This is a genomic window from Streptomyces sp. NBC_01261 (genome assembly GCF_036226385.1).
Taxonomy (GTDB): Bacteria; Actinomycetota; Actinomycetes; order Streptomycetales; family Streptomycetaceae; genus Streptomyces.
The window spans coordinates 6,904,199-6,930,175 of the sequence record NZ_CP108463.1 but is presented as its reverse complement, the minus strand read 5'-3'; the positions used below and the strand labels follow the sequence as shown (position 1 = coordinate 6,930,175).

26 protein-coding genes are annotated in these 25,977 nt (G+C 69.5%); 8 read left to right on the top strand and 18 right to left on the bottom strand.

The features are described 5' to 3' along the window. Positions 1-6: 6 nt before the first annotated feature. The 3 genes from OG226_RS30820 to OG226_RS30810 all read right to left on the bottom strand — a co-directional run bounded on the left by OG226_RS30820 (position 7) and on the right by OG226_RS30810 (position 1,693). Positions 7-417 carry a hypothetical protein gene (locus OG226_RS30820; protein ID WP_328683016.1) on the bottom strand — a complete coding sequence of 137 codons (411 nt, stop codon included), beginning with the start codon at positions 415-417 and terminating at the stop codon, positions 7-9. Between the two features lie 142 nt (positions 418-559). After that, positions 560-1,297 (bottom strand): ribonuclease PH, encoded by a 738-nt coding sequence (gene rph / locus OG226_RS30815; RefSeq protein WP_019056710.1) that lies wholly within the window; start codon positions 1,295-1,297, stop codon positions 560-562. Between the two features lie 126 nt (positions 1,298-1,423). Beyond that, the gene (locus OG226_RS30810; protein WP_266776471.1) at positions 1,424-1,693 is read right to left on the bottom strand and encodes a PTS glucose/sucrose transporter subunit IIB; all 270 of its coding nucleotides are present in this window, start codon (positions 1,691-1,693) and stop codon (positions 1,424-1,426) included. A 106-nt stretch (positions 1,694-1,799) separates the two neighbouring features. On the opposite strand from OG226_RS30810, the gene OG226_RS30805 reads away from it, so the two are divergent. Next, entirely contained in the window at positions 1,800-3,092 is a 1,293-nt protein-coding gene (locus tag OG226_RS30805) for a PTS transporter subunit EIIC (RefSeq protein WP_328683015.1), read from the top strand. Between the two features lie 205 nt (positions 3,093-3,297). Continuing rightward, positions 3,298-4,548, top strand: coding sequence for a PTS transporter subunit EIIC (locus OG226_RS30800; RefSeq protein ID WP_329350680.1), 1,251 nt, complete (start codon positions 3,298-3,300; stop codon positions 4,546-4,548). 77 nt (positions 4,549-4,625) lie between these two features. Here OG226_RS30800 and OG226_RS30795 read toward each other — a convergent pair whose 3' ends face one another. Next, complete coding sequence (locus OG226_RS30795; RefSeq protein ID WP_328683013.1) at positions 4,626-5,378, bottom strand: MBL fold metallo-hydrolase; 753 nt, start codon at positions 5,376-5,378, stop codon at positions 4,626-4,628. A gap of 213 nt (positions 5,379-5,591) precedes the next feature. Between OG226_RS30795 and OG226_RS30790 the strand changes: the two genes are divergently transcribed. Continuing rightward, on the top strand, positions 5,592-6,011 hold the full coding sequence (locus tag OG226_RS30790; RefSeq protein ID WP_328683012.1) for a type II toxin-antitoxin system PemK/MazF family toxin: 420 nt from the start codon (positions 5,592-5,594) through the stop codon (positions 6,009-6,011). Positions 6,012-6,078: 67 nt separating this feature from the next. Here OG226_RS30790 and OG226_RS30785 read toward each other — a convergent pair whose 3' ends face one another. From OG226_RS30785 to clpS, 7 genes are all read right to left on the bottom strand, one after another. Then, positions 6,079-7,029 (bottom strand): PLP-dependent cysteine synthase family protein, encoded by a 951-nt coding sequence (locus OG226_RS30785; protein WP_328683011.1) that lies wholly within the window; start codon positions 7,027-7,029, stop codon positions 6,079-6,081. Positions 7,030-7,045: 16 nt separating this feature from the next. Beyond that, positions 7,046-7,324, bottom strand: coding sequence for a MoaD/ThiS family protein (locus tag OG226_RS30780; protein ID WP_327403692.1), 279 nt, complete (start codon positions 7,322-7,324; stop codon positions 7,046-7,048). A gap of 103 nt (positions 7,325-7,427) precedes the next feature. Continuing rightward, positions 7,428-7,523, bottom strand: a complete 96-nt coding sequence (locus tag OG226_RS30775; RefSeq protein ID WP_019065921.1) for a putative leader peptide — start codon at positions 7,521-7,523, stop codon at positions 7,428-7,430. Between the two features lie 112 nt (positions 7,524-7,635). Continuing rightward, complete coding sequence (locus tag OG226_RS30770) at positions 7,636-8,064, bottom strand: M67 family metallopeptidase (protein ID WP_329350678.1); 429 nt, start codon at positions 8,062-8,064, stop codon at positions 7,636-7,638. Between the two features lie 77 nt (positions 8,065-8,141). Next, positions 8,142-9,566, bottom strand: a complete 1,425-nt coding sequence (locus OG226_RS30765; RefSeq protein WP_329350677.1) for an amino acid permease — start codon at positions 9,564-9,566, stop codon at positions 8,142-8,144. A 277-nt stretch (positions 9,567-9,843) separates the two neighbouring features. Next, positions 9,844-10,449, bottom strand: a complete 606-nt coding sequence (locus OG226_RS30760) for a DUF2017 domain-containing protein (protein WP_328683008.1) — start codon at positions 10,447-10,449, stop codon at positions 9,844-9,846. A 12-nt stretch (positions 10,450-10,461) separates the two neighbouring features. Then, on the bottom strand, positions 10,462-10,779 hold the full coding sequence (clpS, locus tag OG226_RS30755; protein WP_327403687.1) for an ATP-dependent Clp protease adapter ClpS: 318 nt from the start codon (positions 10,777-10,779) through the stop codon (positions 10,462-10,464). Positions 10,780-10,859: 80 nt separating this feature from the next. Between clpS and OG226_RS30750 the strand changes: the two genes are divergently transcribed. Next, the gene (locus tag OG226_RS30750) at positions 10,860-12,206 is read left to right on the top strand and encodes a nicotinate phosphoribosyltransferase (protein WP_329350676.1); all 1,347 of its coding nucleotides are present in this window, start codon (positions 10,860-10,862) and stop codon (positions 12,204-12,206) included. Between the two features lie 143 nt (positions 12,207-12,349). Then, complete coding sequence (locus OG226_RS30745) at positions 12,350-12,934, top strand: isochorismatase family protein (protein ID WP_033286041.1); 585 nt, start codon at positions 12,350-12,352, stop codon at positions 12,932-12,934. Here the strand turns inward: OG226_RS30745 and OG226_RS30740 are convergent. From OG226_RS30740 to OG226_RS30730, 3 genes are all read right to left on the bottom strand, one after another. Beyond that, complete coding sequence (locus OG226_RS30740) at positions 12,931-15,171, bottom strand: MMPL family transporter (protein ID WP_329350675.1); 2,241 nt, start codon at positions 15,169-15,171, stop codon at positions 12,931-12,933. The genes OG226_RS30745 and OG226_RS30740 overlap by 4 nt on opposite strands. A 276-nt stretch (positions 15,172-15,447) precedes the next feature. Further along, positions 15,448-15,801 (bottom strand): hypothetical protein, encoded by a 354-nt coding sequence (locus tag OG226_RS30735; protein WP_327403683.1) that lies wholly within the window; start codon positions 15,799-15,801, stop codon positions 15,448-15,450. A gap of 135 nt (positions 15,802-15,936) precedes the next feature. Then, positions 15,937-18,279 carry an immune inhibitor A domain-containing protein gene (locus OG226_RS30730; protein ID WP_329350673.1) on the bottom strand — a complete coding sequence of 781 codons (2,343 nt, stop codon included), beginning with the start codon at positions 18,277-18,279 and terminating at the stop codon, positions 15,937-15,939. Between the two features lie 434 nt (positions 18,280-18,713). Here OG226_RS30730 and OG226_RS30725 point away from each other — a divergent pair, with 434 nt between their 5' ends. Next, complete coding sequence (locus OG226_RS30725; protein WP_328683003.1) at positions 18,714-19,037, top strand: hypothetical protein; 324 nt, start codon at positions 18,714-18,716, stop codon at positions 19,035-19,037. 93 nt (positions 19,038-19,130) lie between these two features. Here OG226_RS30725 and OG226_RS30720 read toward each other — a convergent pair whose 3' ends face one another. Continuing rightward, entirely contained in the window at positions 19,131-19,784 is a 654-nt protein-coding gene (locus OG226_RS30720; protein ID WP_328683002.1) for an RDD family protein, read from the bottom strand. Positions 19,785-19,873: 89 nt separating this feature from the next. After that, positions 19,874-21,304, bottom strand: coding sequence for an RDD family protein (locus tag OG226_RS30715; protein ID WP_328683001.1), 1,431 nt, complete (start codon positions 21,302-21,304; stop codon positions 19,874-19,876). 266 nt (positions 21,305-21,570) lie between these two features. On the opposite strand from OG226_RS30715, the gene OG226_RS30710 reads away from it, so the two are divergent. Further along, entirely contained in the window at positions 21,571-22,044 is a 474-nt protein-coding gene (locus OG226_RS30710; RefSeq protein WP_328683000.1) for an SsgA family sporulation/cell division regulator, read from the top strand. Between the two features lie 70 nt (positions 22,045-22,114). Here OG226_RS30710 and OG226_RS30705 read toward each other — a convergent pair whose 3' ends face one another. Beyond that, entirely contained in the window at positions 22,115-23,521 is a 1,407-nt protein-coding gene (locus OG226_RS30705) for an FAD-binding oxidoreductase (protein ID WP_328682999.1), read from the bottom strand. Between the two features lie 92 nt (positions 23,522-23,613). Between OG226_RS30705 and OG226_RS30700 the strand changes: the two genes are divergently transcribed. Then, complete coding sequence (locus OG226_RS30700; RefSeq protein WP_328682998.1) at positions 23,614-25,089, top strand: tetratricopeptide repeat protein; 1,476 nt, start codon at positions 23,614-23,616, stop codon at positions 25,087-25,089. Positions 25,090-25,092: 3 nt separating this feature from the next. On the opposite strand, the gene OG226_RS30695 is transcribed toward OG226_RS30700, so the two are convergent. Continuing rightward, on the bottom strand, positions 25,093-25,959 hold the full coding sequence (locus tag OG226_RS30695) for a phage baseplate protein (protein ID WP_328682997.1): 867 nt from the start codon (positions 25,957-25,959) through the stop codon (positions 25,093-25,095). Positions 25,960-25,977: the final 18 nt, after the last annotated feature.

The following is a 25,977-nucleotide window of genomic DNA, read 5'->3' as shown; positions in this document are numbered from 1 at the left end:
ACACGCCTATGACGTGCAGACCTTCGTCAGTTCGCCCGCCGCGTCCGTGACCGGGCTGATGTCGGGTGTGTTGTCGCCGTTCTTGACCGCCGTACGGACGTTGTCGACGGCCTTGCCGAGATCGTCCACCGCCTTGTTGACGTCCGCGTTGTCGGTCTTGTCGCCGATCTTGTCGAGGTCCTTCTCGATGGAGTTGAGGGACGCGTCGGTCTGGGTGGGGTCGTTGGCCGCGTTCTCGACCGCCTGTTGGAGGCCGGTGACGCTGTCGGCGATGGTGTCGGCGGTCTGGACGCAGTCGATGGCCTTGTCGACGGCGTCGCAGCCGGTGGCGAGGCCGGCGGTCAGGCCGATCACCGCCGCGGTGGCGGCTATGGCGATACTGCGTCGACTGCTGCGGCTTCGTCGGCTTGCGGCCATGGTTCGGTGCCTCCCCCTGGGGTGGGCCTGGGTGGCCGTCCCCGTTTCCGTTCCGTATGCGTAGGGACGCGGGGGCGGGCCGCCGGGTTGACCCCGCAGCCCGCCTCTCTTGGTACGTCCTTTACTTGACCGGTCCAGCCTCTTACTTCTCCAGCGCGGCCTCAAGTGCCTTTCGCTGTACGGCGGTCAGCTCGTCGCAGCCGGCGACCGCGAGGTCGAGGAGGGCGTTGAGCTCGTCGCGTGCGAAGGGCTCCGCCTCGGCCGTGCCCTGGACCTCGACGAAGCGGCCGTCGCCGGTGCAGACGACGTTCATGTCGGTCTCGGCGCGGACGTCCTCCTCGTAGCAGAGGTCCAGGAGCGGGACTCCGCCGACGATGCCGACCGAGACGGCGCTGACCGTGCCGGTGAGCGGCTGGCGGCCGGCCTTGATGAGCTTCTTGCCCTGGGCCCAGGTCACCGCGTCCGCGAGCGCCACGTACGCGCCGGTGATGGCCGCCGTACGGGTGCCGCCGTCGGCCTGGAGCACGTCGCAGTCGAGGACGATGGTGTTCTCGCCGAGGGCCTTGTAGTCGATGACCGCGCGGAGCGAGCGGCCGATGAGGCGGCTGATCTCGTGGGTGCGACCGCCGATCTTGCCGCGGACGGACTCGCGGTCGCCGCGGGTGTTGGTGGCGCGGGGCAGCATGGAGTACTCCGCGGTGACCCAGCCCTCGCCGCTGCCCTTGCGCCAACGGGGGACGCCCTCGGTGACCGAGGCGGTGCAGAAGACCTTCGTGTCGCCGAAGGAGACGAGGACGGAGCCCTCGGCGTGCTTGCTCCAGCCGCGTTCGATGGTGACGGGGCGGAGCTGTTCGGGGGTGCGGCCGTCGATTCGAGACATGGCGAAGAGCCTAGTGGTACATGAGGAAGGGGCTCCTCCCGCGGTGGGAGGAGCCCCTCAGCGCGTGACGCCGTGGATGAGGCCGGGGTCGGCGCTCGGGTCAAAGCCGGGAACGATCCCCGCGCTTCACATCATGTCTTCGATGTCCGCCGCGATCGGGTCCGCGTCCGTGCCGATGACGACCTGGATGGCCGTGCCCATCTTGACGACGCCGTGGGCGCCGGCGGCCTTCAGGGCGGCGTCGTCGACGAGGGCCGGGTCCTTCACCTCGGTGCGCAGGCGGGTGATGCAGCCCTCGACCTCTTCGATGTTGTCGATGCCGCCCAGCCCGGCAACGATCTTCTCAGCCTTGGTGGCCATGTTGTTCTCTCCCTGATCCGAACCGCTTTGTCGCAGTAACCCACAGTTGGCCCAGCTTCGCGAGCGGTCATGTCGTGCGTGCCGAATGATGGTTAACGATCACGTCACCAACTGGTCTACACCACATTACCGAGGGGCGTCCATGAGTGCCGACAGTGCCGCCGCCCGTCCTGGGCGGACCCTTTGGGGCAGTCTGTTCCAGGGGCTGCAGAAGATGGGCCGCAGTCTCCAACTCCCCATCGCCGTGCTGCCGGCGGCCGGCATCCTCAACCGGCTCGGGCAGCCGGACGTGTTCGGGGACGACGGGCTGGGGTGGACCAATGTCTCGAAGGTGATGGCGGGTGCGGGTGGGGCGCTGCTCGACGGGCAGCTCGGGCTGCCGCTGCTGTTCTGTGTGGGTGTCTCGATCGGCATGGCGAAGAAGTCGGACGGGTCGACGGCGCTGGCCGGGCTCGTCGGTTTCCTCGTCTACTACAACGTGTTGCGCCAGTTCCCAAAGGACTGCACGGGCGGCACGAACGTGGTGCCCGGCATCGGGTGCCAGGCCGCCGATCACTCGGTCTCGGTGTTCACGTACCAGAATCCCGGGGTGTTCGGCGGGATCGTGCTGGGGCTGCTGACCGCGTTCTTCTGGGCGCGGTACCACCGTACGAAGCTGGTGGACTGGCTCGGCTTCTTCAACGGGCGGCGGCTGGTGCCGATCATCATGTCGTTCGTGGCGATCGCGGTGGCGGCGGTGGCGCTGTGGGTCTGGCCGCCGATCGGCAGCGGGCTCGAACACTTCAGCGACTGGCTGAGCGCGCGGGGTGCGCTGGGTGCGGGGGTGTTCGGTCTCGCCAACCGGGCGCTGCTGGTCGTGGGGCTGCATCAGTTCCTGAACGTGCCCATCTGGTTCCAGTTCGGCAGCTACACGAAGCCGGACGGGACGGTGGTGCACGGTGACATCAACATGTTCCTGGCGGGCGACCCGCACGCGGGGCAGTTCACCTCGGGGTTCTTCCCGATCATGATGTTCGCGCTGCCGGCGGCGGCGCTCGCGATCGCACACTGCGCGAAGCCGAGCCGTCGCAAGGAGGTCGGCGGCCTGATGCTCTCGGTCGCGCTGACGTCCTTCGTGACCGGTATCACCGAGCCCATCGAGTACTCGTTCCTGTTCATCGCGCCGGTCCTCTACGCCGTCCACGCGGTGCTGACCGGGGTGTCGATGGCGGTGACCTGGGGGCTGGGGGTGCACGACGGTTTCAGCTTCTCGGCGGGGCTGATCGACTACGCGATCAACTGGAACCTGGCGACGAAACCGTGGGCGATCATTCCGATCGGGCTGTGTTTCGCGGCGGTGTACTACGTCGTCTTCCGTTTCGCGATCACGAAGTTCGACCTGAAGACGCCGGGGCGGGAGCCGGAGGACGAGCGCGAGGACGTCACCAAGGCCTGACGGAACAGGCAGGCAGGGCAAGCGAGTTGGGCCCCCGGACCATCGGTCCGGGGGCCCTTCTTCATGGACGCCACCGGGTACGTCGTCGTGTACGTCGCGTAGCGATTCGGTCGCAGGATTCGCGGGTTCCTTTATGCGGACTTCATCTGCTACAACAGGTCTACACCACTGAGTGGTGTAGACCACCACCCGATGGAGGAAGTCCATGAGCACTGCCACCGCGCCGACGGCGGCACCCACAAAGAAGTGGGGATCCGGCCTGTTCCAGGGCCTGCAGAAGATCGGTCGCAGCCTACAGCTGCCGATCGCCGTGCTTCCGGCGGCGGGCATCCTGCTCCGGTTCGGTCAGGACGACATCCACGACAAGCTGCACCTGCCGGACAAGGTGACGGCTGTCTTCGCCACCGCCGGTGGCGCGATCTTCGACAACCTGCCGCTGCTGTTCTGTATAGGTGTCGCGATCGGCTTCGCCAAGAAGTCCGACGGCTCCACCGCCCTCGCGGCGCTTGTCGGCTTCCTCGTCTACAGCAATGTGCTCAAGGCCTTCCCCGTCACCGACGCGCAGATCCTCAAGGGCGCGGACGTACCCGCGACTTACAACAACCCCGGTGTCCTCGGCGGCATCATCATGGGTCTGCTCTCCGCGGTGCTGTGGCAGAAGTTCCACCGGACCAAGCTGGTCGACTGGCTCGGCTTCTTCAACGGCCGCCGTCTCGTCCCGATCATCATGGCGTTCGTCGGCACGATCATGGGTGTCTTCTTCGGCCTGATCTGGAAGCCCATCGGTGAGGGCATCTCGAACTTCGGCGAGTGGATCACCGGTCTGGGCGCGTTCGGTGCCGGTCTGTTCGGTCTGATCAACCGCGGTCTGATCCCGGTGGGCATGCACCAGTTCGTCAACTCGGTGGCTTGGTTCCAGATCGGCGACTTCACCAAGCCGGACGGGACGGTCGTGCACGGCGACCTCACCCGCTTCTTCGCCCACGACCCGACCGCCGGACAGTTCATGGCGGGCTTCTTCCCGATCATGATGTTCGGCCTGCCGGCCGCCGCGCTCGCCATCGCGCACACCGCCCGTCCCGAGCGCCGCAAGGCCGTGACCGGCATGATGATCTCGCTCGCGCTGACGTCCTTCGTGACCGGTGTGACCGAGCCGATCGAGTTCTCGTTCATGTTCATCGCCCCGGTGCTCTACGCGATCCACGCGGTGCTGACCGCCCTGTCCATGGCGATCACCTGGGCCCTCGGCGTCCACGCGGGCTTCACCTTCTCCGCGGGCTTCATCGACTACGCCCTCAACTGGAACCTCGCCACCAAGCCCTGGCTGATCATCCCGATCGGTCTGGTCTTCGGCGCCATCTACTACTTCGTCTTCCGCTTCGCGATCACCAAGTGGAACCTCCCCACCCCGGGCCGCGAGCCCGAGGAGGAGGTCGAGGACCTCACCAAGGCGTGATCCTCGCGGCAGCGTGAAACCAGCGTGACGAAGGCCCCCGGCACCTTTCGGTACCGGGGGCCTTCACCTGCGTAGGACTAGATCTCGTACGACGCTCTCGGCGCCGCCAGTTCCACCGGTCCGGCGTAGGCCTCGCGCGCGTCGGCCAGGTTGGCCTGGGGGTCGGTCCACGGGGGGATGTGGGTGAGGACCAGGCGGCGGACGCCGGCGCGGGTGGCCGTCTCGCCGGCCTCGCGGCCGTTGAGGTGGAGGTCCGGGATGTTCTCCTTGCCGTGCGTGAACGCGGCCTCGCACAGGAACAGGTCGGTGTCCCGGGCGAGTTCGTCGAGGGACTCGCTGACGCCCGTGTCGCCGGAGTACGTCAGGGACCGGCCGCCGTGTTCGACGCGGATGCCGTACGCCTCGACGGGGTGGCGGACCCGCTCGGTGTGCACGGTGAAGGGGCCGACGTCGAACGTGGACGGCTTCACCGTGTGGAAGTCGAAGACCTCGCTCATGGAGGAGGCGGTGGGGGTGTCGGCGTAGGCCGTGGTCAGACGGTGTTCGGTGCCTTCGGGGCCGTAGACCGGGATGGGGTCGCAGCGGCCGCCGTCGTGGCGGTAGTAGCGCGCGACGAAGTACGCGCACATGTCGATGCAGTGGTCGGCGTGCAGATGGCTGAGGAAGATCGCGTCGAGGTCGTAGAGACCGCAGTGGCGCTGCAGCTCGCCAAGGGCGCCGTTGCCCATGTCGAGGAGCAGCCGGAAGCCGTCGGCCTCTACGAGGTAGCTCGAACAGGCCGATTCCGCGGACGGGAACGACCCCGAGCAGCCGACGACGGTGAGCTTCATAAAGCAGAAACCTCCGCTGGCGGGAACTTCTGGAGTTGGGTGACGGGGGTCGTGCGGTCCGTCGAGCGTAAGGCGCAAAAGGGCCGGTCGCTCCTCCGCCAAGGGCTGTTGTGGGGGAACTCACCTGTGGTGTCACCGGTTCGGCTGGAACCGGGGCGCGTGGGGTTCCAAGAGGGCGCGCGGCGCTGTTTGCGCGCCGGTACGGTCGTTCGTATGAACACGTACTGGTGGCTCGGGCTTGCGGCTGTGGTGTTGCTGGCGTTGGTCGCCACGCTCGTCGACGGGTGGGGGCGGGGGTCGTCCCGGCGGGTGCGGGGGGATCGGCCTCGGCCCGCTGAGATCTGGTGGGCGAACGTGCCCTACGAGGATCAACCCGGGGCCGCGAAGGATCGGCCTTGTCTGGTGCTTGCGGTGCGGGGGCGGAAGGTCACCGTCGCGAAGATCACCAGCAAGTATCACGATGGGCGGGGCGGGGTGATTCCCTTGCCGCCGGGGGCCGTCGGCGATTCTCGGGGGCGGGCCAGCTATCTGGAGACCGACGAGTTGCGGAAGGTGGCGGTGTCCGACTTCCGGCGGAGGGTTGGGGTGGTGGACCCGGTCCTGTGGGATCAGGTCCGTCACCTCACCGGCTGACGGTCGTACGTCGGGTGCGGGTCGTGGGGGCTGGTCGCGCAGTTCCCCGCGCCCTAAAAGCCTCACCTCACGCCCAGAGTTGGCCCTGAAGCGTGGCGATCGCCTCTTCTGTCGTTGCCGCCGTGTAGACGCCCGTCGACAGGTACTTCCAGCCGCCGTCCGCCACCACGAAGGCGATGTCAGCGCTCTCCCCGGCCGCTACGGCCTTCTTGCCCACGCCGATCGCCGCGTGGAGGGCCGCACCGGTGGAGACGCCGGCGAAGATGCCCTCCTGTTGGAGGAGTTCCCGGGTTCGGGTGACCGCGTCGGCCGAGCCGACCGAGAAGCGGGTCGTCAGTACGGAGGCGTCGTAGAGCTCGGGGACGAAGCCCTCGTCGAGGTTGCGGAGGCCGTAGACGAGGTCGTCGTAACGGGGTTCCGCGGCGACGATCTTGACGTCCGGCTTGTGTTCGCGGAGGTAGCGGCCCACGCCCATCAGCGTGCCCGTGGTGCCGAGGCCCGCTACGAAGTGGGTGATCGACGGGAGGTCGGTGAGGATCTCCGGGCCGGTCGTGGCGTAGTGGGCGCCCGCGTTGTCCGGGTTGCCGTACTGGTAGAGCATCACCCAGTCCGGGTGTTCGGCGGAGAGTTCCTTGGCCACGCGGACCGCCGTGTTGGAGCCGCCGGCCGCCGGGCTGGGGATGATTTCCGCGCCCCACATGTTGAGCAGGTCGCGGCGTTCCTGAGAGGTGTTCTCGGGCATCACGCAGACCATGCGGTAGCCCTTGAGCTTAGCGGCCATGGCGAGGGAGATGCCGGTGTTGCCGGAGGTCGGCTCCAGGATCGTGCAGCCGGGGGTGAGGCGGCCGTCCTTCTCCGCCTGTTCGATCATGTGCAGGGCCGGGCGGTCCTTGACCGAGCCGGTCGGATTGCGGTCCTCCAGCTTGGCCCAGATGCGGACGTCGGTGGACGGCGAGAGCCGCGGCAGGCGCACCAGAGGGGTGTTGCCCACCGCGGCCAGCGGGGAGTCGTAACGCATCAGCGGTCAGCGGGCCTTAGCGCATGCCGCCGGCGACGGCCGGCAGGATCGTGACGTTGTCGCCGTCGGTCAGCTTGGTGTTGATGCCGTCGAGGAAGCGGACGTCCTCGTCGTTCAGGTACACGTTGACGAAGCGGCGCAGTTCGCCGCCGTCCACGATGCGGGCCTGGATGCCCGCGTGCCGGGTTTCGAGGTCGGCGAAGAGCGCGGCGAGGTTCTCGCCGGCACCCTCGACGGCCTTCTCGCCGCCGGTGTAGGTGCGAAGGATGGTGGGGATGCGGACCTCGATGGCCATGGCAAGGGGCTCCTGTCGGAAGCGGGAGGGGTCTGGTCTCGGTGGGCGCGCGGCCCAGGTGTGGACGCGTCGCGGTGCACGGCCGTGCGGCGACAGCGCGCTGTCAACAGATGGCGCTGTTCAGCCTGCACAGGTCGACGTGCAGCCGCGCCACGAGCAGCGTGCCCGGCGCCTTGTCGCTCACGTCGAGAAGAACCATGGGCTCATCGTATCGATTCCCGGTCCGGTCCTCAGTAGGGGATCTCACGCTTCGGACGGATTTCATCCGGAGTACGAGATCAGGGCCGGGTCGGCACGAGAGCAGGGCCTGATCAGTACGACTCCACCACCTTGACCTCCTCCTCCGTGGCCACGCCCTCCAGGATCTGGTACGAGCGGAACTGGAAGGGGCCCACCTCGTCGGAGTCGGCGGTGGAGACGAGGACGTAGTGGGCGCCGGGTTCGTTGGCGTAGGCGATGTCGGTGCGGGAGGGGTAGGCCTCGGTCGCGGTGTGGGAGTGGTAGATGATCACCGGCTCCTCGTCGCGGTCGTCCAGGTCGCGGTAGAGCTTCAGCAGGTCCTGCGAGTCGAACTCGTAGAACGTGGGCGAGCGGGCCGCGTTCAGCATCGGGACGAAGCGCTCGGGGCGGCCCTGGCCCGCCGGGCCCGCGACGACTCCGCACGCCTCGTCGGGGTGGTCCGCGCGCGCGTGGGCGACGATCTGGTCGAAGAGGGCCTGGGTGATGGTCAGGGTCGGCATGGTCGTCAGGATAAGCAGAAGGGCCGCCTCGTACCGAGTGGTGGTACGGGGCGGCCCGTATGCCGGGATCGGTCGGGTCAGCCGACCTTCTCGAACTCCGGGTCACGGCGCTCGGTGACCTGCGGGTCGCGGATCCTGAGGGCGAACCAGCCGGCGCCCAGGGCGATGGTCCAGCCCGCCATGACGTAGAGGCAGACGCGGGAGTCGGGGTCGTAGGCGATCAGGCCGGTGACGAAGAGCAGGAACGCGATGGCCACGTAGGAGAACTTCGCGCCGCCCGGGGCCGGGAAGGACGAGGCCGGGAGGCGGCCCGCGTCGACCGCGCGGCGGTAGAGGACGTGGCTGATCAGGATCATCAGCCAGGTCCAGATGCCGGCGGCGGTGGCGACCGAGGTGACGTAGCCGAACGCCTTCTCCGGGACGATGTAGTTGAGGACCACGCCGATGCCCATGAAGGCGACGGAGATCGTGATGCCGGTCGCGGGGGTCCTGGAGGCGGAGAGCCTGCTGAAGACCTTGGGGGCCTCGCCGTTGTCCGCGAGGGTACGGAGCATGCGGCCCGTGGAGTACATGCCCGAGTTGCAGGACGAGAGGGCTGCCGTGAGGACCACGAAGTTGACGATTCCGGCGCCCGCCGGGATGCCGATCTTCGCGAACGCCTCGACGAACGGGCTGACGCCCGGGGCGAATTCGGTCCACTTGACGACACAGAGGATGACCGTGAGGGCGCCGACGTAGAAGAGGGCGATGCGCCACGGGAGGGTGTTGATCGCCTTCGGAAGGGTCTTCTCCGGGTTCTCGGACTCGCCCGCGGTGACGCCGACCAGCTCGACCGCCAGGTAGGCGAACATGACGCCCTGAAGGGTCATCAGGGAGGAGCCGATGCCCTTGGGGAAGAAGCCGTCGAACTGCCAGAGGTTGGCGACGGAGGCGGTGTCACCGGCGCTGCTGAAGCCGAAGGTGAGGACGCCCAGGCCGATCACGATCATGCCGATGAGCGCGGTGACCTTGACCATCGAGAACCAGAACTCGATCTCGCCGAACAGCTTCACCGAGATCAGGTTGGCCACGAAGAGGATCACCAGGAAGGCGAGCGCGGTCACCCACTGGGAGACGGCGGGGAACCAGTAGTTGACGTAGATGGCGGCGGCCGTGAGTTCGGCCATGCCGGTCACCACCCACATCAGCCAGTACGTCCAGGCGGTGAAGTAGCCGAAGAACGGGCCGAGGAACTCGCGCGAGTACTCCGCGAAGGAGCCCGACACCGGGCGGTACAGGAGCAGTTCGCCCAGTGCCCGCATGATGAAGAAGATGATCACGCCCGCGAGGGCGTACATGAAGATGAGGCTGGGGCCGGCCTTGGCGATGTTCGCCCCGGCTCCCAGGAACAGTCCGACGCCGACGGCGCCGCCGATCGCGATCATCTGGACCTGACGGCTGCCGAGCCCGCGCTCGTACCCCTCCTCGGGGGCCTTGTCCGTCCCGACCTGAGCGGAGGTCATGTGTGGTGCGCCTTTCTCCGAATCCCCCCATGGACTTGGAGCTGCCCGGCCGAGGTCCGTCGGCCGCATGGCGAACCCGGCGGGACATGGGTGGCGTCCGCCGGGCGGTCGTGAAGATCTATCACGGTCAGAATCGCGATCGGCGGGGACATTTGTGGCACACACCACAGGAAGAAGCGGACAAAAAGGAGCGACGGCCGGCATTCCCGGCCGTCGCGGTGACGTGATCGTTATCCGGATTTGAGGGTCCGCTGAGCGAACGGAACGGCTGCTCCGGTCAGCGCATCAGGGTGTTGACCAGCGTCTCCTGGAGGCCGCCCAGCCAGAGGTACGCCATCACCATCGGCTTGCGCGGGTCCTCGTCCGGGAGCCGGTAGAGGTCGTCGGTGTCGTCCTCGTCGGTGATGTCGAGGCGCGAACCGATCGCCAGGCGCAGGTCGTTGAGCGAGCCGAGCCACTGCCGGGACTCCTCGGCGGTGAGCTTGAGGATCGCGCCGCCGTCGCCCCCGAGGGTCAGCGCGTCGAGGGTGCGGACCACCGCGAGGGCGTTCTCGCGCTTGCCGGCCCGCAGGTCGTTCTCGGTGAAGCGGCGGAACTCGGCGGAGTGCGCCATCCGTTCCTCCGCGTCCTGCGGGGAGTCGGGGGCCTGCTCCGGGTCGGTGTACGCGTCCGGGAACAGGCGCCGGAGCACCGGGTCGGCGGGCGGCTCGCTCGGGCCCTCGGCGAAGAGTTCGGCGAGCGGGTCGGCGGAGGCGTCCTCGCCCGGGCCGGGGCCGATCAGCTCCAGGAGCTGCACGGCCAGCGAGCGGATGATGGAGATCTCGACGTCGTCGAGCGCGACGGCCGCGCCGCCGCCGCGAAGTGGTTCGAAGTGTCCTGGCATCGGGATGGGTCGCTACTTCCGGTCCTGCTGAAGGGTGGCCCACAGACCGTAGCCGTGCATCGCCTGCACGTCGCGTTCCATCTCCTCGCGGCTTCCGCTGGAGACGACCGCGCGGCCCTTGTGGTGGACGTCGAGCATGAGCTTGTGGGCCTTGTCCTTGGAGTAGCCGAAGTACGTCTGGAAGACGTACGCGACATAGCTCATGAGGTTGACCGGGTCGTTGTGCACGATCGTGACCCAGGGGACGTCCGGCTCGGGTACGGCGAAAGCCTCCTCCGCCGACTCGGTCCGTTCGATCTCCAGGGGTGCGGGTGACGTCACACGGCCCATGCTGCCACCACAAGGGGGGCCCCGCACAAATGGACCCCACAAATCGTCAGAGTGACGAGATGGGAGTACCATCCGTTGCCATGAACACAGCGGACCTTGGGCTGCCGGTGGACGTTCCCTCGACGGCGCTCTTCACCGACCACTACGAGCTGACGATGCTGCAGGCCGCCCTCAAGGCAGGGACGGCCGACCGGCGTTCGGTCTTCGAGTGCTTCACCCGGAGGCTGCCCGAAGGACGTCGCTACGGCGTCGTCGCGGGCACCGGGCGCGTGCTGGACGCGGTGGAGAACTTCCGGTTCGACGCGGACGTCCTCGGCTTCCTGCGCGAGCGGAACGTCGTCAACGAGGAGACCCTGGAGTGGCTCGCCGACTACCGCTTCAGCGGTGACGTCTGGGGCTACCCGGAGGGCGAGGTGTATTTCCCGGGCTCGCCGATCATGCGGGTCGAGGGGTCGTTCGCCGAGTGCGTGCTCCTGGAGACGGTGATCCTCTCCATCCTCAACCACGACTCCGCGATCGCGGCCGCCGCCTCCCGCATGGCCTCCGCCGCCGGGGAGCGCCCGCTGATCGAGATGGGCGCCCGCCGCACCCACGAACTCGCCGCGGTCGCCGCCTCCCGCGCGGCCTACGTCGGCGGTTTCGCCACTACGTCCGACCTCGCGGCCGGATTCCGCTACGGCATCCCGACCGTCGGCACCTCCGCGCACGCCTTCACCCTGCTCCACGACAACGAACGCGACGCGTTCCAGGCCCAGGTGGACTCGCTGGGCCGCAACACCACGCTGCTCGTCGACACGTACGACGTCACCGAGGCCGTCCGTACGGCAGTCGAGGTCGCCGGGCCCGAACTGGGCGCCGTCCGGATCGACTCGGGCGACCTGCTGCTCGTCGCGCACCGGGTGCGGCAGCAGTTGGACGAGCTGGGCGCCGTCGACACGAAGATCGTGGTGACCTCCGACCTGGACGAGTACGCCATCGCCTCGCTGGCGGCGGCGCCGGTCGACGCGTACGGCGTCGGCACCCAGCTGGTGACCGGGTCCGGGCATCCGACCTGCTCGATGGTCTACAAGCTGGTCGCGCGCGCCGAGTCCGCCGATCCGAAGGCGCCGCTGGTGCCGGTCGCGAAGAAGTCCAGCGGCGGCAAGACGTCGATCGGCGGGCGCAAGTGGGCCGCACGGCGGGTCGACGACGACGGGATCGCGGAGGCCGAGGTCGTCGGCACCGGGCCGGTCCCGGCCGAACTGGCCGACCGGCAGCTGCTGGTGGAGCTGGTCAAGGGCGGCGAGGTCGTCGCGCGCGAAACGCTGGACGTCGTACGGGACCGGCATGCGGGGGCGCGGGGCAACCTGCCGTTGTCGGCTACCCAGTTGTCGCGCGGGGAGGCCGTGATTCCGACGGAGTACGTGCATCTGCGGTCGGGTAGTTAAGAACCGCCGATGAAGACCCCCGGTCGGGACCCGCTGGTCGAGGCCCGCTGGTTAAGACCCGTACGAAAATCAGGGGTACGCCCTCCCGTAGTGCCGCCGGAGTCTCTACGCTCGAAGTTCACTCACCGTCGAAGGACACCACCATGCGCCGCGCCTTGATCGTCGTTGACGTACAGAACGACTTCTGCGAGGGAGGCAGTCTCGCGGTGGCCGGCGGTGCGGATGTGGCCGCCGCCGTCACCGAGCTGATCGGGCAGGCGCCGGCCGGCTACCGGCACGTCGTGGCCACCCGCGACCACCACATCGCGCCCGGCGGGCACTTCGCCGACAACCCCGACTACGCCCACTCCTGGCCCGCGCACTGTGTCGCGGGCACGGAGGGGGTCGGGTTCCACCCGAACTTCGCGCCCGCGGTCGCCTCCGGGGCGATCGATGCCGTTTTCGACAAGGGGGCGTACGCGGCGGCGTACAGCGGGTTCGAGGGGCGGGACGAGAACGGGGTTTCGCTCGGGGAGTGGTTGCGGGCGCGGGAGATCGACGAGGTGGATGTCGTGGGGATCGCGACCGATCACTGCGTGAAGGCGACCGCGTTGGATGCCGTGCGGGAAGGGTTTCGTACGCAGGTGTTGCTTGATCTGACGGCCGGGGTGGCGAAGGAGACCACCGACCGGGCGCTGGAGGAACTGCGTTCGGCCGGTGTCGAGTTGACCGGGAAACCTGTCGTCTAGTTGTTCTTTGTCTGCGCGCCGGTGGGGGCCGGTCGCGCAGTTCCCCGCGCCCCTTCAGGGGCGCTCCCGCTCACCGGGTGTCGGCGGCTCAGGCTCTCGCCCTCGATGTCTACGTTCGGGAGCAGGCGGTCCAGCCAGCGCGGAAGCCAGGAGATGCGGTCGCCCAGGATGGCGAGGACGGCCGGGACGAAGGCCATACGGACGATGAACGCGTCGAAGAGGACGGCGATCGCGAGGCCGAAGCCGATCATCTTGATCATCGAGTCGCCGGCGGTGATGAAGCCCGCGAAGACCGAGATCATGATGAGGGCGGCGGCCGTGACGACGCGGGCGCTGTAGCGGAACCCGGTCGCGATCGAGGCGTGGGCAGCGCTGCCGTGGACGTAGGCCTCGCGGATGCGGGAGACGAGGAAGACCTCGTAGTCCATGGCCAGGCCGAAGACGATGCCCACCAGGAAGATCGGCATCAGGCTCATGATCGGGCCGGTGGTCTCCACGCCCAACAGGCTTGCGCCCCAGCCCCATTGGAAGACCGCGACCACGCAGCCGAGGGCGGCCAGCACCGAGAGCAGGAAGCCCACGGCCGCCTTGATCGGGATGACGATCGAGCGGAACACCAGGAGCAGGAGCAGTACCGCCAGGCCAACGACGACGATCAGGTACGGGACCAGGGCGCCGCTGACCTTCTGGGCGACGTCGATGTTGAGGGCGGTGGTGCCGGTGACCTCGAAGGTCGCGCCGGGGGCCGCCGATTCGACAGCGGGGCGGTCGTCGCGGATGGTGTGGACGAGGTCCACGGTCTTCTCGCTCGTGGGTGCCTCGGCGGGCACGGCGGTGAACAGGGCCGTGTCGCCAGTGGAGTTGAAGCGGATCGGGGTCACCGAGACCACGCCCGGTACCGCCGCGATCCGGCGCTCGACCGTGGCTGCGGCGGCCTTGGGGTGGGCGGAGTCGGACACGTCCACGACGACCGTCAGCGGGCCGTTGAAGCCGGGGCCGAACGCCTTGGCGAGGTCGTCGTAGGCCCGGCGTTCGGTGGTCGCGGTGGACTTGGCCTCGTCGCCGGACTGGCCCAGTTGCAGGCCCAGCACGGGGAGCGCGAGGACCACCAGGCCGGCGACCGTGCCGAACAGCACCGGCCAGGGGTGGCGCAGCACGAACCCGGCCCAGCGGCTGCCCATGTTGCCGGCCACGCCCTGGATGCGGCGGCCGGTCGTCTTGTAGCGGCGGGAGAGGACGGCACGCGGCCAGAAGCCGAGCAGGGCCGGGACGAGGGTCAGCGCGATGAGCACGGCGAGGGCGACCGCGGCGGCGGCGCAGAGGCCCATCTTGGTGAGGAGCGGGATGCCCACGACGGCGAGGCCGGCGAGTGCGATCACGACGGTCAGACCGGCGAAGACGACCGCCGAACCGGCCGTGCCGACGGCGAGACCCGCCGCTTCCTCGGTGGTGTGGCCGTTGGCGCGTTCCTCGCGGTAGCGGAAGACGACGAACACCGCGTAGTCGATGCCACAGGCCAGGCCCAGCATCGTGGCGAGGGTGCCGGTCGTGTCGGAGAGGCCGAGGGTGGCGGCCAGCGTGGTGATCACGGTCATCGAGATGGCCACGCCGAGGAGTGCGGTCAGCAGCGGGAGTCCGGCGGCGGCCAGTGATCCGAAGGTGATCAGCAGCACTACGGCGGCGATGCCGACGCCGATGACCTCGCCGACGCCGCCCGCGGCGGGCTGTGCGGCGAGCGCGGTACCGCCGATCTCGACGGTGAGGCCGGCGGCGCGGGCCTGTCGCGCGGCGTTTCCGAGGTTGTTCTTGGCGACGTCGGTGAGGTCGTTGGCCTGCACCGTGTACGTGATCGTCGAGTACGCCGTCGTCGCGTCCTTGCTGACCGCGCCCGCCTGGAAGGGGTTCACGGCGCCGACGACCTGTGGTCCGCCGGAGACCTCGTCGACGAGCCGGACGACAGCGGCGCGGTCCGTGCCGGTGGTGATCTTCCGCCCATCCGGTGCGACGAACACCACACGGGCGACGGCGCCGTCCGCCTGGACGCCGGGGAAGCGCTCCTGGATCAGGTCGAAGGCTCGCTGGGACTCGACACCCGGGGTGGAGAAGGTGGTGGCGGGGGCGTCGGCCGCCTTGCTGGAGGCGAAGCCGAAGGCTGCGAGGATGACGACCCAGAGGACGGTCACATACCAACGCCGGCGAAAGGCCAGGCGCCCCAGGCGGTACAGGACGGTAGCCACGAACGGGCCTCCGCAGCGGTCTAGGGTGCCCCGAGCCATCCCAGGATGGGGTCGATCGGCCCAGTCCGCCTGTCGGGGGTCGTGCGTCGTCCGCGGGCCGTGGGGGCTGGTCGCGCAGTTCCCCGCGCCCCTTGCGGGGCGCACGGCTGTTTCGGCGCGTAGCTTGGCGCCCTCGCGATGGCACGCCCCGAAGGGGCTGCTCCCAAGGGGCGCGGGGAACTGCGCGCTCAGCCCCCACCGGGCCGGCAGACAGAACACCGCCCCTCCCGCGGAGCGTTACGCCGAGGCCGCAGGCCTCCGGAGCAGCGCCCGGATCGGATGCCACAGCTCCTGTGCCCGCTCCGGTCCCGGGATCACGACAGCGTTGTCAGGGGCCGGGGCCGTGCGCCATATCAGGCCGTCGGGGTGGTGCAGGACGGCCGTGATCTCGTCCGGTGTCGGCGGCTCCGCGTTGCCGCGCAGGTAGACGGCCCGCATCCCGAGGTTGCGGAGCCGGGTCAGAGCCCGGGCGCGGTTGCGTGCGTGGACGAGAACGCGGACGCAGCCGTCACCCTGGGCGCTGGGTCTGGGCAGGTTCAACGCCACCACCACGCTGCCGGTCGGCAGCCTGCAGAAACCTCCTGCGGACAATGCGGTCACACCCCCTGGCGGGTCGAGGTAGAAGTCGGTGTCAATAAGCCAAGCACAGGACGCACCTAAACACGGATCGGCGGCGACCCGCCAGGGGGTCACCGCCGATACGTTTCTGACCTGCGCTTTTACCGACTACTTCGCCGAGGGGCCGACCTGGACGCTCACCGTCGAGCCGTCGTGCGGCTGCTTGACGATCTTGATCCGGGTGTTGGTGTCAGTGATCTTGACACCGGCCGTCGGGTTCGACGTGTCGTAGTAGGTCGACTTCCTGTCGTCGAAGACGGGAACGCCGGGCTGCGACTTGATCTTGGTCGCGACGTCCGCGTTGTGCAGCGTGATCGAGTCCGTGCGCTCCAGGCCGAACGGCGAGTCGTAGGCCTGCACGCGGTTGCGCATCAGGGTGCCGTCGGACCACTTCAGCTGCGTCGGGTGGGAGTCGATCGGCAGGATCAGACCCTCACCGGCGTGCTCGCTGGTGTTGTCGTCCGCCTGCGAGGTGTCCCACTTCCAGATCAACAGGCCGTTCTGGTAGGCGTAGTGCTCCACCCAGTCCGGACGGGTCGTCGAGAAGCCGAAGTTGTACGGGCCGACCTTCAACACCTTGTCGTACGACACGTATTGACGGTTCTCGGCGATGTAGTACTGCGCGTAGTCGTCCGTGAAGGACGAGCCGATGCGGGTGAAGCCCTTGGCCGTCCACGCGGGATCGGCCGTCTCGGCGTTGTCGGAGAAGAGGGCGGTGCCGTCGGCGGTCACGGTGATCTCGTCGGCCGTGAAGCCCTTCTGCGCCACCCCGCTGTCCGTCTGGTAGCGGAAGCGGACGTCGATCTTCTGGCCCGCGTAGGCGTTCAGCGGGTACGTCAGCTTCTGGTACGCCGCCGCCGTGCCGGTGAGGGCCGGGTTGCCGCTGCCGTCACGCGGGATGGCGGAGCCGTCGGCGAGGGTGCCGTCGATCGGGGTCCAGCTCGTGCCGCCGTTGGTGGACACCTCGGTGTAGAGGTAGTCGTAGTCGGCCTCGGCGTCGTACCAGCCGTCCAGGGTGAGCGCGGCGGACGTCTTCCCGGTCAAGTCCACCGACCGGGAAAGGGTGTTGCTCAGGCTGTTGCCGCTGCCGCTCCACCACTGCGTGGCGCCCTGCGCCGGGGCGATGACGTCGGTGGTGACCGCCTTCTCGGGCAACTGCACCACGAGAGCCTGGGGGTTCTTGGTGTTGTACTCCGCGACGCCCAGCGTGTGCTTGGACTTGGTGCCGGCCTTGGCGATGTCGTAGTCCAGCCAGCCCAGTTGGAGCTTGTCCCAGGCGTTCATGTCGCCGGGCAGGTCGCCGATCGCCTGCTTGCCGGTGCCGAGCCAGGAGCCGGACGACATCAGCGTCCAGAAGCCGGTGGAGTTCTCGCCGCCCGCGGTGTCGTACTCGTCGGGCAGGCCGAGGTCGTGGCCGTACTCGTGGGCGTAGACGCCGAGTCCGCCGTTCTCCGGCTGGATGGTGTAGTCGCCGACCCAGACGCCGGTGTCGCCGACCTGGGTGCCGCCGAGCTTGTTGGTGTCCGGGCCGGTGGAGCCGGCGTCGGTGCCGAAGGCGTACCAGCGGTGGGCCCAGATCGCGTCCTCGCCCTGCGCGCCGCCACCGGCGGACTCGTCCTCACCGGCGTGCACGATCTGGAAGTGGTCGATGTAGCCGTCGGGCTCGTTGAAGTTGCCGTCGCCGTCGTAGTCGTAGCGGTCCCACTGGTCGAACTGGGCCAGCTCCGTCTTGATCTCGGCGGCCGTGTCACCGGCGGCCTCGCGCTGGGCGACCCAGGCGTTGACGCCGTCCTGCACCGCGTACCAGGCGCCGGTGGAGGCCTTGTTGGAGCCGTAACGGGCCTCGTTGTAGGGGACCTTGACCCAGTCGGTGACCTCGCCGTCGACCGAGTAGCGGCCCGAGGACTGCTTCTCGTAGTACTTCTTGAGCGACTCGGTCTTCTTGCCGGTGCCGAAGTACAGGTCCTGGAAGTGCGCCTGGTTGTAATCCGCCTGCCAGGCCGTCGAGTTGTCCTTCGCCCGGTCGGGCGCGGCTATCTGGTTGTGCAGCGGGCCGACGGTGCCGCCGTAGCGGCTGTCGACCTGGTCGCCGAACTCGACCAGGATCGTGAAGATCTTGTCGGTCTTCTCGCGGCCCAGCTCGACGTACTTGCTCTTGCCGCCCTTGCTCTTGAGCTGGACGACCTTCGAGCCGTTGCGGTCCTTGACCGACGCCTTCCCGGATATGACCTGGTTCAGGGCCTCTTGGCGCTGCGCGTCCTGCGTCTTGCTCAGCGGGCCGTCGAGGTCGTGCTCCTTCTGTGCGACCGGTGCCGGGTCGTGCCGGTTCACACTGGCGGACTTGGCCGCGGTACCGGCCTCCGCCACGGCGAACGTCGAGAACGTGGCGGTGGCCGCCGCGAGGGCGACGCCCACCGCGGCCGCTCTGAACGTCCAGGGTCTGCTGGTCACTTGAGGTCCTCCCCTGCGCACCCGACCGCGCGGAAGGGGGGTCCTGGAAGTCATGGAAGGTCCGCGCGCGGTGTCCGCGTGATAGTCAAGTGACGTTATTTGACTAGAGGTTTACGAGAAAAGACAGACCTTGACTTGAGCAGGACAAGTGCACTATGCGAAGCCGGGGTCCGCTTTACGGACGCGCACGGCCGACTCGTGGATCACTCAACAGGCGCGTACATCCGTCCACTTGGTGGACGGTATGACTCTGTGCGCCCCCCATGCACCGGAGCCGTGTGTTAGGTCATGCTTACTGCACGTTCCACTCGGGCATGCAGGCGAATAGAGTCGACTGGCGGAACGCCCGGAACCGGCGGAAAGCCAGGCCGACATCCTTGTCGCACCCCCCTTTCACAGTCTCCCCTCCATCGCCTAACGAGGACTCGATTGCCATGCCTCGTCCGACCGCCGCACAGCTCGCCTACGGTTCGTTCACCGTGATCTTCTCGACGCTCGCCATGCTGCTGCTGTCACAGACGAACTCGGGTCTGGGCATCGCTGTCATCGCCTGCGCGGCACTCGCCCTCGGGGTGCTCGTCTCCCTGACGGTGCCGCAGCCGAAGACCCGTACCCGGACAGTGGCCCAGGCCGCCCCCCAGACCGCGGCTCCGGCCGTTCCGCAGCGGCAGCGGGTGCCGGTGTCGGTACGGCGCGAGACCGTGTCCGCCGCCGCCGTGTCGTCCGCGGAGCCGGTACGGGAGCGGAGCACTCCCTAGACCAAGCACAAGCCCAAGCTCGGCCTCAAGCTCGACTACGCGAATCGGCGGGCCCGTTGACCACGGACCCGCCGATCGCTGTGTGCGCCCGCCTCAACGCGTGCTGACCACCACGGTCTTGGCGGCCTTGTCGTGCAGGCCCTGCTTGTACGGCTTGTCGAAGAAGCTCCAACCGCCGCAGATCGCCGTCCAGATGCAGGCGCAGCAGAACGCGAACGGGATCCACAGCACCGCCGCGCGGATCAGGTTGGTCTGCACGGACGGCGTCGACCCGTTGTCGAGGTTGGCCACGCGCAGACCCAGCCACTTCTTGCCCAGCGTCTGACCGGACTTGGCCATCATCACGGTGTCGTAGCCGATGTAGAGCACGGCCGCGATGAGCGACTGGCCGAGCGACTTGGCGTACGAGGCGCCGTTGGAGCCGACGTCGTACTCGTGGACGCCGAAGGCCCAGGTGAGCAGCCAGACGACGATGCCGACGAGGATCAGGTCGATGATCCGGGCGAGCGTGCGCCGGCCGCTGTCGGCGAGCGGGGGCATACCGGCGAGGGGGTCGGTGGGGTAGGAGCCGCCGCCGTAGGGGTCACCGCCGCCGCTACCGCCGCCGTACGGAGGAGGCTGCGGGGGCTGGTTCCCGTAGGACTGGTCGTACGGTGAGCCCGATCCCTGGCCAGGAGGGGGCTGCTTCCTGAACGGGTCGTCTTCCGGCGGCTGCTGGCCGGAGCCCGGAGGCGGTTCGGTGCTCATGGGCCGAGTCGACCGCGAACCGCCCGCCTCCGCATCCGGCGAGCGGCCGTCCGGGGTACGGAATCAGGTACCCCGGATGCCGTAGGCCCCTATGCCGCCACGAACGTATGTGCTGCCTTGTCGTGCCAGCACTGGCGCCAGGGCCGGTCGAACAGGCACCAGGCGACGCCGACGATCCCGATGCCGAGCAGCCCCGGGACGCTGTAGACGAGCCAGCGGCGCAGCGCCCCGCCGAAGCCGGGAGGCTCGTGGCTCTCGATCCCGCGGACCTCGATACCGCAGAGCTTCTTGCCCAGGGTGCGGCCCCACTTGGCGGTGGGCAGCGCCTCGTAGAGGACCCCGAAGAGGAGGAGCACGGCGAGGACGATCCCCAGGCAGGCGGCCGTCGTGCCGTCCAGCAGCCAGACCGTCTCGGTACGGCCGGAGAGCTTGGCCACGTCGATCTTGTCGTCGAGGTGGTCCACGGCCTTGGTGCCCAGCGGTACGGCGGCCACGGCGGTGACCGCGCCGAGCACGACGGTGTCGATCAGCCGCGCGACCAGCCGCTTCCCGAGCCCCGCGGGCCGCGCCGCCGACTGCCGCCGGGCCGCCGCCTGGAACACGTCCTCCACAGGCGGCTTCCAGGGCGCCACCGGCCCGTCCTCGTCCCCGGCCAGCCGGTGCACCTGCTGCGCCCAGGACGGCTGCCCGCCTCCGGGGCCGGCAGCCATGGGCATGCCCACGCCGGCACCCTGCGGCTGCGCCGGGCCGGACTGCTGAGGGACACCGGGGGCGGCCTGCTGGGGCCCGGAGAGCGCCGTGGAGGCGGCGGAGGGCGCCACGGGGGCGGCTGCCCCGGAGCCGCTACCCGCCTGGCCCGCCTGAGCCTGCGCGGCACGAGCGGCGGCTGCCTTACCGGCACCGAAGCCGGGGCCGGAGGGGTCGCTGGAGGGGGTGTTCCCGACGGGGTTGTTGGCGACGGGGTTGTGGGGGCCGAAGCCCCCCGCATCCCCCGCGCCCCCGGCGTGCGCCCCCAACGCCCCGCCCTGTTGGGGTGTGCGCGGGGTCGACGGGGTGTCCCCTCCCCCGGTGGTCGGGCGGCGGAAGACGAAGGTGCCGGGGCTGGGCGGGTCCTCCGGGGAGACCGTCGCCGGGCTGTCCACGGGGACTCTCGGGTCGGCGGGCGTTCTCGGGTCCGGGGAGCCCCAGGAGACGCGGCGGTCCTGGTCGCCGCCGAAGCCGCTCTGGTGGGCGCGGTCCGCGCCCCAGGCCGCCGCCGGTTCGGGACGGCTGCCGTGCTGGGCCTGAGCCGGGCTCACCTGGTGGCCCGGTGCCGGGTCCTCGTCGAAGAAGTGCGGCCCGGTCTCCTCGACGGACGCACCCGGCGCGCCCGGCGGCAGGCCGTCCGACGGCGCCGGGCGGCTGGTGCCGGGCACCCAGGCCGCGCCGTTCCAGTACCGGACATAGCCAGGAATGGACGGGTCCGGGTAGTACCCCTCGCGGGGCCTGTCGTCACCGGGTGCCGGCGTTGGGGCGCTCATGTCCGTCGTCCCGTATCTGCTCGGAGGTCAAATGGGGGTGTCCACATCTACCAGACCCGTGCGACCACCACTGCCCGTCCCGCCGGACCCACCCCTTTCCGGGCAACCTCGTGCACGGAGTCCACACGCCCCGAAGCCCCGCGAAGCCTTCGTGACGCACCACGGAAAAAAAAGATGCCCGAACTCGCGTAATGCTTCCGCCCGCACCCCCTCTCCACTCGTACGGGCCCACCGCGAGGCCCGGTCAACGAGAGGAGACACACGTCATGCACACAGTCGTAGAGCGGGAGTTGGAGCTCAAACTCATCCTGTCGCCGGAGCGCAGCATTCCGGTCCCGGCCCGGCTGAGCTACCGCACCGACGACCCGTACGCCGTCCACATCTCCTTCCACATCAACTCCGAGCACCCCGTGCACTGGACGTTCGCCCGCGAACTCCTCGTCGAGGGCGTGTTCCGGCCATGCGGGCACGGGGACGTGCGGGTGTGGCCGACGAAGGTGGAGCGGCGCAGTGTCGTCCTGATGGCGCTGAGTTCACCCGACGGGGACGCCCTGCTGGAGGCCCCGTCGGCGCAGGTGTCGGCGTGGCTGGAGCGCACCCTCCGGGTGGTCCCTCCGGGCTCTGAGGCCGAGCAGCTCGGCATCGACGCCGGCCTGGCCGAGCTGCTCGCACCGACCCCGGCCGACGATCTGTGGCTGCGCGACCCGTGGCCGTCGGACGAGTCGCGGGACGGGGAGTGAGTTCAGGAAATGTGACACTCCACCCCCCAAGTGTCACATTCTGTCGGGAAGGGGTGCCCGGCGCCCGCCGTCAGAACAGCTTGCCGGGGTTGAGGATCCCCAGCGGGTCGAAGGTCGCCTTGACCGCCCGCTGCATCTCGACGCCCACCGGGCCGATCTCGCGGGCCAGCCACTCCTTCTTCAGGACGCCGATGCCGTGTTCGCCGGTGATGGTGCCGCCGAGTTCCAGGCCGAGGGCCATGATCTCGTCGAAGGACTCGCGGGCGCGCCGGGACTCGTCGGCGTCCTGCGCGTCGAAGCACACGGTGGGGTGCGTGTTGCCGTCACCGGCGTGCGCGCAGACGCCGATCGTCAACCGGTACTTCTCACCGATCCGTTCCACCCCTTCGAGCATCTCGCCGAGCCGGGACCGGGGCACGCACACGTCGTCGATCATCGTCGTGCCCTTGACCGCCTCCAGCGCCGTGAGCGACAACCGCCGTGCCTGGAGCAGCAGTTCGGACTCGGCCGCGTCCTCGGCGGGCACGACCTGCGTGGCTCCGGCCGCCTCGCACAGGACTCCTACGGCGGCCAGGTCGGCGGCCGGGTCCAGCGTGTCGAAGGCGGCGAGCAGCAGCGCCTCGGTGCTCTCCGGCAGTCCCATGTGCGCCAGGTCGTTGACGGCCTTGACGGTCGTACGGTCCATCAGTTCGAGGAGGGACGGCACGTGCCCGCCCGCCATGATCCGGCACACCGCGTCGCACGCGTCCGCCGCGGACCCGAACTCGGCCGCCAGCACGAGCTGTTGGGGCGGCTGCGGCTTCAGCGCCAGGGTCGCCTTGACGACGATCCCGAGCGAGCCCTCCGAGCCGACGAACAGCCGGGTCAGGTCGTACCCGGCGACGCCTTTGGCCGTACGCCGGCCGGTGCTCATCAGCCGCCCGTCGGCGAGGACGACGTCCAGGCCGAGGACGTACTCGGCCGTCACCCCGTACTTCACGCAGCACAGCCCGCCGGACGCGGTGCCGATGTTGCCGCCGATCGTGCACATCTCCCAACTGGAGGGATCCGGCGGGTAGTAGAGGCCGTGCTCGTTGACCGCGCGGGAGAGGGTCGCGTTGATGACCCCGGGCTCGACGACCGCGATGCGGTCGACCGGGCTGATCTCCAGGATGCGGTCCATCTTGACGAGGGACAGCACGATGCAGCCCTCGGACGCGTTCGCCGCGCCCGACAGGCCCGTGCGGGCGCCCTGCGGGACGACCGGGAGACGCAGTTCGGTGGCGACGCGCATGACGTGCTGGACCTGTTCGACCGTGCGCGGCAGCACGACGACGGCAGGGGTGCCGGACGGGCAGAAGCTCGCCATGTCGTTGGCGTACGAGGCCGTGACGTCCGGGTCGGTCAGGACGGCCTCGGCGGGCAGCCCGGCCAGCAGCCGGTCGACGAGGGTCCCGGTGTCCTGGTCGCGAGGCGCTTCGATACGGCTCATGATCACAGCGTCGCACTCGCGGCCATCGGTGTGAACCCCGTCCGCGCGTGGCTTTGGGTGCCGGGATGTGGTCGTCGTACTGACGCACAGTGAGCGCCATGGAGAACGAACAGCGGGGCCCCGGTACGTCCCTGGTGGCGGAGGCGCCCAGGCGCCGCTCCCCCGTTCCGCGCCGGGTGCTGATCGCGACGGTCGCCGGGTGCGCCGTGGTCGGCGGACTGCTGTGGCTGCTCCCCGAGGAGCCGCGTCCGGCGCCGCCGCCCGCTCCGGGCCCCAAGGCGCAGGCGCTGAGCGCGGTCACCGCGGGGGTGCCGGCCGCGCTGCCCGACCTGGCCGCGCTGATCGGCGACCGCGAGACGCGGGTACGGGTCCATCCGAGGGACGCCCGGTCGTGGGCGGTGCTCGGCTCGGCCTATGTGGAGCAGGGGCGGCGAACCGGGGACACCCTGTACTACCCGAAGGCCGAGGAGGCCCTCCGCACCTCGCTGAAGGTGCGCGCGAAGGGCAACGACGCGAGCGCCGTCGCGATGGACGGCCTGGCGGCCCTCGCGAACGAACGGCGGGACTTCCGTGCCGCGCGCACCTGGGGCGAGGCCGCGGTGAAGGCGGCGCCGAGGCGGTGGACGACGTATCCGCTGCTGATCGACGCGTACACCGGCCTCGGTGACTACAAGGCGACCCAGCGCACCCTCGAAAAGCTGCTGGAGCTGCACACCGGCCCGGCCGTGATGGCGCGGGCCGCCGCCGTCTACCGCGACCGGGGCTGGCGCGAGGACGCCGCCGCCCAGCTCGCCGACGCGGCGGCGAAGGCCACCGCCCCGGCGGAGCAGGCCGCCTGGCTGCAGCGCGCCGGCGAGCTGGCCTGGGAACGCGGGGACCGTGAGGTCGCGCTACGGCACTTCGAGGCGGCCGTACGGCTCGACCCCGACCAGCGGGAGGCGCTCGCCGGTAAGGGCCGCGCGCTGGCGGCGCTGGGCCGCACCTCGGAGGCCCTGAACGCCTACCAGGTCGCCCTCGCCAAGCAGCCGACCCCCCAATACGCCCTGGAACTGGGTGAGTTGTACGAGTCGCTCGGACTCACGCAGGCCGCCCGCGTCCAGTACGACACGCTGCGCGCCCTCGCCGCCAAGGACGCGGCGGCCGGCGTGGACGACGAGCTGATCCTCGGCGTGTTCGAGGCGGACCACGGCGACGCCCGGGACGCCGTACGGCGACTGCGTGCCGAGTGGACGCGGCAGCCGGGCATCCCGGTGGCCGACGCGCTCGGGTGGGCGCTGCACCGGGCGGGGCAGGACGAGGAGGCGCTGAAGTTCGCGTCGGCGGCGACGGACAGGGTGCACGGGGGTGGGGTGCGGGACGCGCTGTACGCGTTCCACCGGGGCATGATCGAGAAGGAGTTGGAGAAGTTCGCGTCCGCGCGCCGGCATCTCCAGGAGGCGTTGCAGATCAACCCGTACTTCTCACCGCTGCGGGTGCCGCCGGCGCAGGCGGCGTTGGCGACGCTGGGCGAGCCGCCCACCGAGCCCCTGCCGACGGACAAGGAGCCGCAGGAGAAGCCGACCGGACCTGTTTGACCGCTACGGCTTGTAGCAGAGGGAGAACTTCCGTGCCCCCGCCTCCCCGGACGCGAAGCCGACGCACAGGCGGGTGCGGGGCTTGGTGCGGACGGCGAGGCCTTCCGGTTCGCGGTAGGTGAGGTTGTAGCCGGCCTCCGTGCGGGACTGCTGGACGAGTTCGCCGGTGCGGATGTCGAGGCAGGAGACGTAGGCGTTGCCGTGTTTCGCGGGCGGGTTGGTGGTGGATTCGTAGGCGGTTCCGGCGAGTTGGTAGAGGTGGTCGCCGTCGAGGGCGTAGCCCTGGAACGGGATCGCCGGGTTCGGGTGGGCGCCGGTCTGGGCTATGTCGGCCAGCGGAGTGGCGTAGTCGCGGGCTACGAAGGCGTCCAAGTCCCAGACCCTGTAACGGGGTTGGTTGGCGATGCGGTAGCGGATCGCCAACCGCTTCGACGTCATGCAGACCGTGGGCTGGTTGTTGGTGGAGTCGGCGATCGGCTTGCGGATGGCGACGTCGGCGGAGGTGCGGGTGGCGCCGCCGGCGAAGTGGAAGCGGGTGACGGCCTGGCCGTAGGCACCGCCCGAACCGGTCTTCGCGGCGGCCTCGGTCCAGATCCACACGTCGCCGTCGGCGGTGTTCTGCACGCCCATGCTGACGCCGTGCCCGAAGCCCTGGAGGTGCATGTGGCCGAGCGCCCTGCCCGTGTAGTCGAGCTGGTTGAGGCAGAGGTTGCCGGTGTCGGCGCCGCCCGTTCTCAACTGGAGGACGTACAGGCGCTGGTGGACCTCGTCGAGGGCGAACGACTGGAGGACCGTGGGTTCGTGCAGGGTGCCCTTCTGCCACAGCCAGCGCAGCGCCGGTGCCGACAGGTCGATCGGCGCGTCGGCCACGGTCCTCCCAAGTCCCTT